This is a genomic window from Tabrizicola sp. (assembly GCF_051645465.1).
In the GTDB taxonomy this organism is placed as follows: Bacteria; Pseudomonadota; Alphaproteobacteria; order Rhodobacterales; family Rhodobacteraceae; genus Tabrizicola.
Genome location: NZ_JBOFBI010000011.1, coordinates 1 through 8,146, shown reverse-complemented (window position 1 = coordinate 8,146; position 8,146 = coordinate 1). Strand labels below are relative to the sequence as shown.

Genomic DNA, 8,146 nt, shown 5'->3' with positions numbered 1-8,146 from the left:
GGACGGGCGCAGTGCAGCATGTGGTGACCGACCATCTAGGCACGCCGCGCGAGCTTTTTGACGAGACAGGCCGCCTGATCTTTGCGACCGAGCACTACAGCTGGGGGGCGGTGCGGCGTCAATGGGTGCCCGCGCCGGGTAATACCAACGCGGCTCCGCTGGGCGAGGGCGTTCCGTCTTCCCCGCGCAGCTTTGGCGCGCTGGCGCTGGTTCTGGCCGCCGATCCCGAGCCGACGCCGCTCTGCCCGATCCGCTTCCAGGGTCAATGGGCGGATGAGGAAAGCGGGCTTCACTACAACCGTTATCGGTACTATGATCCGCTGACGGGGAGCTACCTCTCGCCCGATCCGATCGGTGTGATGGGCGGGCTCAGGCCGAATGGGTATGTGAATGAGCCGACCGGGTGGGTCGACCCACTAGGGTTAAACGCGCTAAGGCAGAACCTGATCAATGCAGGTCAGGGCCTGAGTGTTCCATGGCAGGCGCACCATTTGATTCCTTGCGCAGTATGGAGAAATCACAAGGGTATGTTTGACGCAATTGGCATGAAGCGGGACGCAGCCAGCAATGGCATTCCATTGCCAACAAACCAGGCAGACGCAACGACACTGAACCTGCCGCAACACTTGGGTTCGCATGCAGCATATAACACACGCAACGAGCTCGCAGTAAGTGCAATTGAAAAGAGCTGGAGGCAGCAACGCCGCTGCGCTAAAAGCGCCACAGAAAGAGCGGCGGCAGATAGACGAGCAAGAAGCGCATTGCAGCTGCTTCAAGCAGAAAACACTCAGATCATAAAAAACTTTGGAAGTGCGTTCCCTGGATCCAACATGAATGCCTGCCCATGACATACCATATCCTTACGTACAGCGGCGACTATGATCGACGTGTTCCTCCATTTATCGAAGGTGGTTTGACGCTTTCCCCTGTCAAAAACATCTCCGAAATCGATCATCAAGCTCACAGAAAGTTCTTCAATGATGATGAGCGAAAGGCTGTTTTTCCAGAACCACTTTGGTTCATATCAAAAAGCAAGAGCATCAACTTGGACTACTATCCATTTAACCCGGGTTTTCTCGCCTCCGAGCGCTTCGTAAACTTGCTACAGTCATATGTGCCTGACAATCTGCGAGTTCAGTCTATCACAATGCTTTCGAACAAGGGGCAGTCAAACACTACTCACCAAATGTTCTTCTGCCAGATCATCAACAGCGTTACGGTATGCGATCTTACTAAGATGGACATTGATGGTGCTTACCACCCAGAACTAGATAGCCCCAACCGTGTTGAATATCAGGATGGTCAACCGCGGTTGATCTGTGCGCTCCGTCTCGTGTTGAAACCCAGTTTGGCGCCAATTTCTTTGGCTCATGATATCCCTCTTTGGGCCAATGTGCTGATTGTCTCGCAAGAGGTACGTGACCGGATGAGTGCAGAAGATATAATGGGCGCTCGGTTTGTATCTACAGATGACGTTATGGTGGTAGATTTCATACCCAACGGTCCGGGATCATTCTCAATCCTGGGGCCATCATGGCGCGAGCGCGCCGACCTCGATCGATGGAAGAACCATGGCTACTGGCCTGTCGATCGCAAGACAATGTTTGATCCAAAGCGGGCGCCTGTCCATCCCTTGATTGCGGAGATGCTCAAGAAGTCGCAATCCAGTTAGAGACACCAGACAGCCCGGGCTTCGGTGCTGTCAGAAGAAATGTCCTTGCGACAGGGCAGGGCGCCTGGGTAGCCTGCCGACATGCCCAAACACTCCGCTTTTCGCTACTTCAAAACTAGCCCCTAGATCATCCGCCTTGCGGTGATGCTCTACATCCGGTTCCTGCTGTCGCTCCGAAATGTCGAGGATCTGTTGCACGAACGCGGCATCGAGATCAGCCACTAGACCGTGCGGTACTGGTGGAACCGGTTCGGTCCGATGTTTGCCGCTGAGATCCGGCGCAAGCGTTTAGAGGCGATGCGCGCTCACCGTCACTGGCACCTGGACGAGGTGTTTGTGAAGATCAATGGCGTGATGCACTACCTCTGGCGCGCGGTCGATCACGAAGGCGAGGTGCTGGAGAGCATCGTGACGAAGACGCGCGATCGTAAGGCAGCGCTGAAATTCTTGAAGAAATCGATGAAGCGGCATGGTTGGCCCGAGACCATCGTTACGGATCGGTTGCGGTCCTGCGCTGCTGCGCTGAAGGACCTGGGCCGTGGCGACGATCGCGAGATGGGACGCTGGCTCAACAACCGAGCTGAGAATTCGCACTTGCCGTTCCGACGACGCGAGCGGGCGATGTTGCGGTTCCAGCGCATGCGAACGTTGCAGAAGTTCGCCTCAGCCCATGCCTCGGTCCACAACCACTTTCCGACGGAGCGCCACCTCCAGAACCGCAATACCTACAAGCAGACCCGCGCCGCCGCTCTCGCAGAGCGGCGCCGCCTTCTCGTTGCCTGAAATCTGCGCAGGGTAGGGGAACGCAGACTGGTTCGCATTTGTCTGACAGAACCGTGCGCCAACCATCACTCAGTTATCCGGCGCCGCCCCGTTCAGCCGGCTCCGTAGCGCGATAGCATCGTGGCGACGGCTTCTTCCACGACCCTGTCAACCTGCTTTGCCGGCAGAACCAGGCTGGGTATCAGCAGTCTCGGCCAGAACACGATGTCGTTGATCATGCCCAGAAACTGGCGCGCGGCCAGCGGCACATCGTCGATCGCCAGCATTCCAAGTGCGACTTCGGCCGACAGGTAGGCGTGCAGCCGGTCGAGGTACGGCTTCTTTCCACGCTCGTAAAGCTCTTCCCCAAGCTCGGGGAAACGCGGCACTTCCGCCGTGACCAGCCGAAAGAGATCGACCGTCCGCTGCTGCGTCAGAAGGGCTGCGTAGTCGCGCCCGATCGCGAGCAGCCCTGACGATGGATCGCCGCTGGCGGGCGGGACCGGTGCTGCGTCCCCGTCGTTGTCCCACAGACGAGCCATGATCCCGCCGAACAGCGCCGCTTTGGTCGGGAAATGCTTGTAAAGCGTGGCCGAAGACAGGCCAGCCGTCCGGGCGACCTCTTCCAGCGAGGTCCGGTCGTAGCCCTGCGCCAGAAAGCGTTCGATCGCTGCATCCAGCAACGTGTTGCGGTTCTCCGACAAGACCCTGGCCCTCCAGGCCGTCAGCCCGCCCTGCGTCTTCTGTTCATCCGTCAAGTGTTCGTGATCCATTTCATAAAGTGAGTGCTTCACCTTGTTATGCAGCTTCCAGCTCTCATCTAAGGCGAGTTAATCAACTCATCATAGGAGATCGACCTCATGAAGCCAACGCCCATTGTTATCGCGCTGCTTGGCGCGACCGTCTTGCCCGCCTTCGCCCAGAACCGTGACGCAGCCGCACCGATGGACTTTCAGGGCCGCTACATCGTGTCGATTTCCGATGCCGACATGTTGGCGTCCGCTTACGTCAACGGGCAGCTTGGCCCGCGCGAGGGCACGGATGCGCTGTCGGTCATCAATCTGGACGGCGATCCGCGCGACTGGGCGGCGGTCGAAGTGCCCGCGTCGAACTCGGTCGCAGGTCCGCCGGCCGCGGTGGAGTTGTCGCCTGACGGTCGATGGGCCTTCGTCATCGAGACCTTCACGCCCCGCCCCGAAGGCGACGCGCCCCATGCCTTCGCCGATCTGCGCGTCGGCAACACCCTCACGGTGATCGATCTGGCAGACCCTGCGGCGCCAGTTGTCGCGCAGACCATCGAGATTCCGATGCGCCCTGATGCCGTGCGGATGAATGCCGCCGGAACGATCCTCGCCGTAAGCTTCAACCCCGCAAACGGTGCCGGTGGTGAGACCCCGCTTGCCCTCTTCCGCTTCGATGCTGGCACGCTCAGCGCGATCACGACGCCTGTCATCCCCGACTGGCCGCTCGACTCCGGGCGTCTTATCGACATCGACTGGCACCCGACCGAGGACGTGGTGGCGATGATCGACGGAAACAACAACACCGTCCGCTTCGCCCGCATCACCGCCGACCTCGCGGTCGAACCCTTCGGCAATGTCGTGGATATCGAGCGCGCGCCCTACCGGGTCGAGTTCACGCCCGACGGCAACCATGTTGTGATCAACGCCCTTTACTGGGGCCCCGACATCGCAGGCACCTGGATCGAGGCGCCACGCGGTACGGTCATGACCGTGCGGATGAACGCCGAAGGCGAGGGGGCCGAGGCCCGGCACACCTATGTCAGCCGCGTGATAACCGGCGTCTCGCCCGAAGGGCTGGCCGTGTCGCCCGATGGCCGCTGGGTCGCCACGACCAACCTTGAGCGCAGCTACCTGCCGTACGACGATCCGCGCGTGACCTACTTCTCGTCGATCACGCTTGCCCGGCTTGACCAGGCCACCGGCCAGCTGAGCGAGGTCGGCACCTTCAACTACGATGGCATCCTGCCCGAGGCGGCGGTGTTCGATAACTCCGGCAACTTCCTGGCGGTGGCCAACTACGACCATTTCGACGACCGTATTGCGGGCGGGTCCATCGACTTCTGGCGCATCCAAGCCGATCCGCTTGATCTGTCGAACGTCCAGCTGGTGAAAACGCAGGAATCCGTGCCGGTGACACGCGGTGCGCACTCGATGGTGATCGCGCGTTGACCTCTGTTCATCTGGGGTCGCCTTCGGGCGGCCCCGGTCTTGTGATAAATGACATCCACAACCCGGAGGAGATGAAATGCACATTGCCTGTCGCGCGATATCTTACGGATTGGCCATCACGGTCGCCGGGGCCGCCCTCGCCCACCATGGATTTGGCGGAAGCTACGACCGGGCAGCCCCTGTCTACCTCGAAGGTACGGTGGCCGACGCCTACTTCGGCCAGCCACACCCCGAGGTCGAACTGCAGGTGGACACGCAGGCGCAGCTGCCGACGACCCTGCCGACCGATGCCGAAGAATTCGCGGTCGGTTTGCAAGCATGGTCGCCTGAACTGGCAGAGACGGTGACCATCGAGTTTCCACCCGTTGGCCGGTTCTTCGATCTGGACGGCAGGGTTGCCGTCGGTGACCGGGTCGCGCTGATCGCCCTGCGGAATTGCGAGGCTCCGCATCAGCTGCGCGGCCAATGGATCGCCCTTGCCGACGGAACCGAGGTCGTGCGCCAGGGCACGACGCAGACCGAGGTGACAGGCTGCTGAATGGTCGAGATACTCGCAGAGATCGAGGCGTGGGGGCCAGTCGCCGCGGTACGTACTTCCGGCATCCTTTATCCGCTTCTGAACGGCAGCCACATCCTGTTTATCGGTTTGCTGTTTGGTTCAGTGGTCGTGATGGACTTGGCGCTGATCCGGGGCGGGATCGACAGGTATCGCGATGCCGCCGCACTGGCCTTCCCCGTGGCCTGCCTCGGCCTCATTGGCGCTGTTGCAACCGGGATCGGTCTGTTCTCTGTCAGGGCCACGGACTATGTCGGCAACCCCGCGTTCCTTCTGAAGCTTGGCCTTCTTGTGGCTACGGGCCTGAACCTGTGGGCCTTTCGCACCGCGTCGGGGGGCAGCGGGGTCCGGCTATTCGGGGTTGCGTCGCTGATGCTCTGGACCGCGGTGATCTTTTCCGGACGTTGGATCGGGTTTCTGTGAAGGCAGGATATCCCCCGCTTGCGTGTGGACGCCTGCGGAGGTGGGCTGGGCGACGGCTGGTTGGCCTGATCTGATCAGCGAGAGGTTCGTCGGGGCTGCGAAGTGGAAGGGAGAAAGATGGCCAACGACCACGCTATGAGAGCATCAGCTGAACAGCTTGACTGTCTGCCTAAAATCTTGCCGCGCAACCAGCGATGTGCCGGATCTCGCTCATTGCGTTTGTGCCAGTAAAGTGTGTCGCGAAATCCTGGATACGGCAGGGGCAGCGGAAACCGTCGCGTTCCCGGCCAAGCCGGCAGCTCGGCGACGGAACGGGAAAGCGATACGATCAGTTTGGTCTGGGCCAAGAACGTCGGTGCCAAAAGATGGAACGGCACGCTCGTGGCGATCCACCCCCATCAACTCGCGGATATCCGGGCTGAGGTCCGAAGGCGGAGGACACCTGTTCGGATCGCACCGGGTGCGCCATTTCTTCCAGCTCCGGTCCTGCCTGGCCTGACTGCGGCCCTGGCCAGGCCGCCCCGGCCGCATTGACTTATTGCAAATAGTTCTCATTTACATCTAAGATAGACCGCCCGGAGGACTCATGCCCACCACACGCCGTTCCCTCTGTCTTGCCGCCCTCGTCGCATTGCTGCCGCTGCCGGTTCTGGCCGAGCAGCCGCTGAAAGTCGTCACCACCTTCACGGTCATCGCCGACATGGCCCGCAATGTCGCGGGCGAGGGGGTTGAGGTCGTCTCGGTCACCAAGCCCGGGGCTGAAATCCATGGCTATGAGCCGACGCCGCAGGACATCGTGGCCGCTTCGGACGCCGATCTGATCCTTTGGAACGGACTTAACCTCGAACGCTGGTTCGAGCAGTTCCTGACCAATCTCGGCGATGTACCCTCGGCCACGCTGACCGACGGGATCGAGCCGATTTCCATCTCCGGCGGCGAATATGACGGCAAGCCCAATCCGCATGCCTGGATGAGCATCGAGAACGCGCTGATCTATGTCGACAACATCCAGAAGGCGCTTTCGGCCGCCGATCCGGCCAATGCCGCGACCTACGCCGCCAACGCCGAGGCCTACAAGGCCAGGATCACGGCCGAGCTTGGGCCCCTGAAAGAGCAGATCGCCGCACTGCCCGAAGATCGCCGCTGGCTTGCCACCTGCGAGGGCGCGTTCAGCTACCTCGCCCGCGATCTTGGCCTGCAAGAGCTGTACCTCTGGCCGATCAACGCCGACCAGCAGGGCAGCCCCCGCCAGGTGCAGGCGGTGATCGATGGCGTGCGCGAGCACAAGATCCCGGCGGTCTTCTGCGAAAGCACGGTCTCCTCTGACCCGGCCGAACAGGTCGCCCGCGAGACGGGGGCCGCGTTCGGGGGCGTCCTTTACGTCGACAGTCTTTCCGAAGCCGACGGGCCGGTCCCGACCTATCTTGACCTTCTGAAGGTCACCACCGAAACCATTGCCAAGGGTCTTGCCCCCTGAACTGACGCGGCTAGCTGAGGGAAACATGCGCGATACCGCCAAGCTCGAAGGGGACGGGATCCTTGCCGAAGGGGTCACCGTCACCTACCGAAGCGGCCTGACCGCGCTGACCGACGCAAGTTTCGCAATCCCGAAGGGCACGATCACGGCGCTTGTCGGCGTGAACGGGGCCGGAAAGTCCACGCTTTTCAAGGCGATCATGGGGTTCCTGCCGCTCGCCCGCGGTCGCATCCGCCTTCTCGGCCTTCCAGTGCGTGACGCCCTGCGGCAGAACCTCGTGGCTTACGTCCCCCAGGCCGAAGAGGTCGACTGGTCCTTCCCGGTCCTCGTCGAAGACGTCGTGATGATGGGCCGCTATGGCCATATGGGCCTTCTCCGCCGCCCCTCGCCGCAGGACCGCGCCAAGGTGGACGAGGCGCTGGCGCGGCTCGGCCTTACAGACCTCCGCCACCGCCAGATCGGCGAGCTTTCGGGGGGCCAGAAGAAGCGGGTGTTTCTCGCGCGTGCCCTGGCGCAGGAAAGCCGGATCATCCTTCTCGACGAACCTTTCACCGGCGTCGATGTCACGACCGAGGAACAGATCGTCGGCCTTCTCCGCACCTTGCGCGACGAAGGCCACGTCATGCTGGTCTCGACCCACAACCTCGGCTCAGTCCCCGATTTCTGCGACCGCACGATCCTGGTGAAAGGCACGGTCCTGGCCCACGGGCCGACCGAGACGATCTTCACCCGCGACAACCTGGAGCGTGCCTTTGGCGGCGTCCTCAGGCACTACACTTTGGGCGGAACCGACCTTCACGAAGACGACGACACGCGCGAGATCCGCATCATCACCGACGACGAGCGCCCGTTCGTCCAGTACGGCCGGAAGGGCGACAAGTGATGCCGGACCGACTGTCCTGTCGCGGAGCCCCCCACCCCCAGCCCCTCCCCACCAGGGGGAGGGGAGGCGCTCTGGTCCAGCGTCGGTTGCGATTCCGACGGCATGCTCCCGCCATACTCCGCTGGGCGTATGACACGCCGCCGGGCATGGGGCACCTCCCTCCCCCCTCCGTGGGGGAGGG

8 protein-coding genes and 1 pseudogene are annotated in these 8,146 nt (G+C 61.7%); 8 read left to right on the top strand and 1 reads right to left on the bottom strand.

Annotated features, from left to right (window positions below):
* The 3 genes and pseudogenes from ACRCSW_RS00790 to ACRCSW_RS00780 form a co-directional block, all read left to right on the top strand.
* Window positions 1–848, top strand: an 848-nt coding sequence (locus ACRCSW_RS00790) for an RHS repeat-associated core domain-containing protein (RefSeq protein WP_438702096.1), incomplete at its 5' end; no start/stop codon positions are given.
* Window positions 845–1,672, top strand: a complete 828-nt coding sequence (locus ACRCSW_RS00785; protein ID WP_438702095.1) for an Imm43 family immunity protein — start codon at window positions 845–847, stop codon at window positions 1,670–1,672. The genes ACRCSW_RS00790 and ACRCSW_RS00785, both read left to right, overlap by 4 nt.
* Window positions 1,673–1,816: 144 nt before the next feature.
* Window positions 1,817–2,455: pseudogene (locus ACRCSW_RS00780) on the top strand (IS6 family transposase).
* Window positions 2,456–2,547: 92 nt separating this feature from the next.
* Here the strand turns inward: ACRCSW_RS00780 and ACRCSW_RS00775 are convergent.
* Window positions 2,548–3,192 carry a TetR/AcrR family transcriptional regulator gene (locus tag ACRCSW_RS00775; RefSeq protein WP_438702094.1) on the bottom strand — a complete coding sequence of 215 codons (645 nt, stop codon included), beginning with the start codon at window positions 3,190–3,192 and terminating at the stop codon, window positions 2,548–2,550.
* Between the two features lie 102 nt (window positions 3,193–3,294).
* Here ACRCSW_RS00775 and ACRCSW_RS00770 point away from each other — a divergent pair, with 102 nt between their 5' ends.
* The 5 genes from ACRCSW_RS00770 to ACRCSW_RS00750 all read left to right on the top strand — a co-directional run bounded on the left by ACRCSW_RS00770 (window position 3,295) and on the right by ACRCSW_RS00750 (window position 7,965).
* Window positions 3,295–4,626 (top strand): beta-propeller fold lactonase family protein, encoded by a 1,332-nt coding sequence (locus tag ACRCSW_RS00770; RefSeq protein ID WP_438702093.1) that lies wholly within the window; start codon window positions 3,295–3,297, stop codon window positions 4,624–4,626.
* Between the two features lie 76 nt (window positions 4,627–4,702).
* On the top strand, window positions 4,703–5,164 hold the full coding sequence (locus ACRCSW_RS00765; protein ID WP_438702092.1) for a DUF6152 family protein: 462 nt from the start codon (window positions 4,703–4,705) through the stop codon (window positions 5,162–5,164).
* Complete coding sequence (locus ACRCSW_RS00760) at window positions 5,165–5,605, top strand: hypothetical protein (protein ID WP_438702091.1); 441 nt, start codon at window positions 5,165–5,167, stop codon at window positions 5,603–5,605.
* A 586-nt stretch (window positions 5,606–6,191) separates the two neighbouring features.
* Window positions 6,192–7,082: a metal ABC transporter substrate-binding protein gene (locus ACRCSW_RS00755; protein WP_438702090.1), complete on the top strand. Its 891-nt coding sequence runs from the start codon at window positions 6,192–6,194 to the stop codon at window positions 7,080–7,082.
* A 25-nt stretch (window positions 7,083–7,107) separates the two neighbouring features.
* Window positions 7,108–7,965 carry a manganese/iron ABC transporter ATP-binding protein gene (locus ACRCSW_RS00750; protein WP_438702089.1) on the top strand — a complete coding sequence of 286 codons (858 nt, stop codon included), beginning with the start codon at window positions 7,108–7,110 and terminating at the stop codon, window positions 7,963–7,965.
* Window positions 7,966–8,146 lie beyond the last annotated feature (181 nt).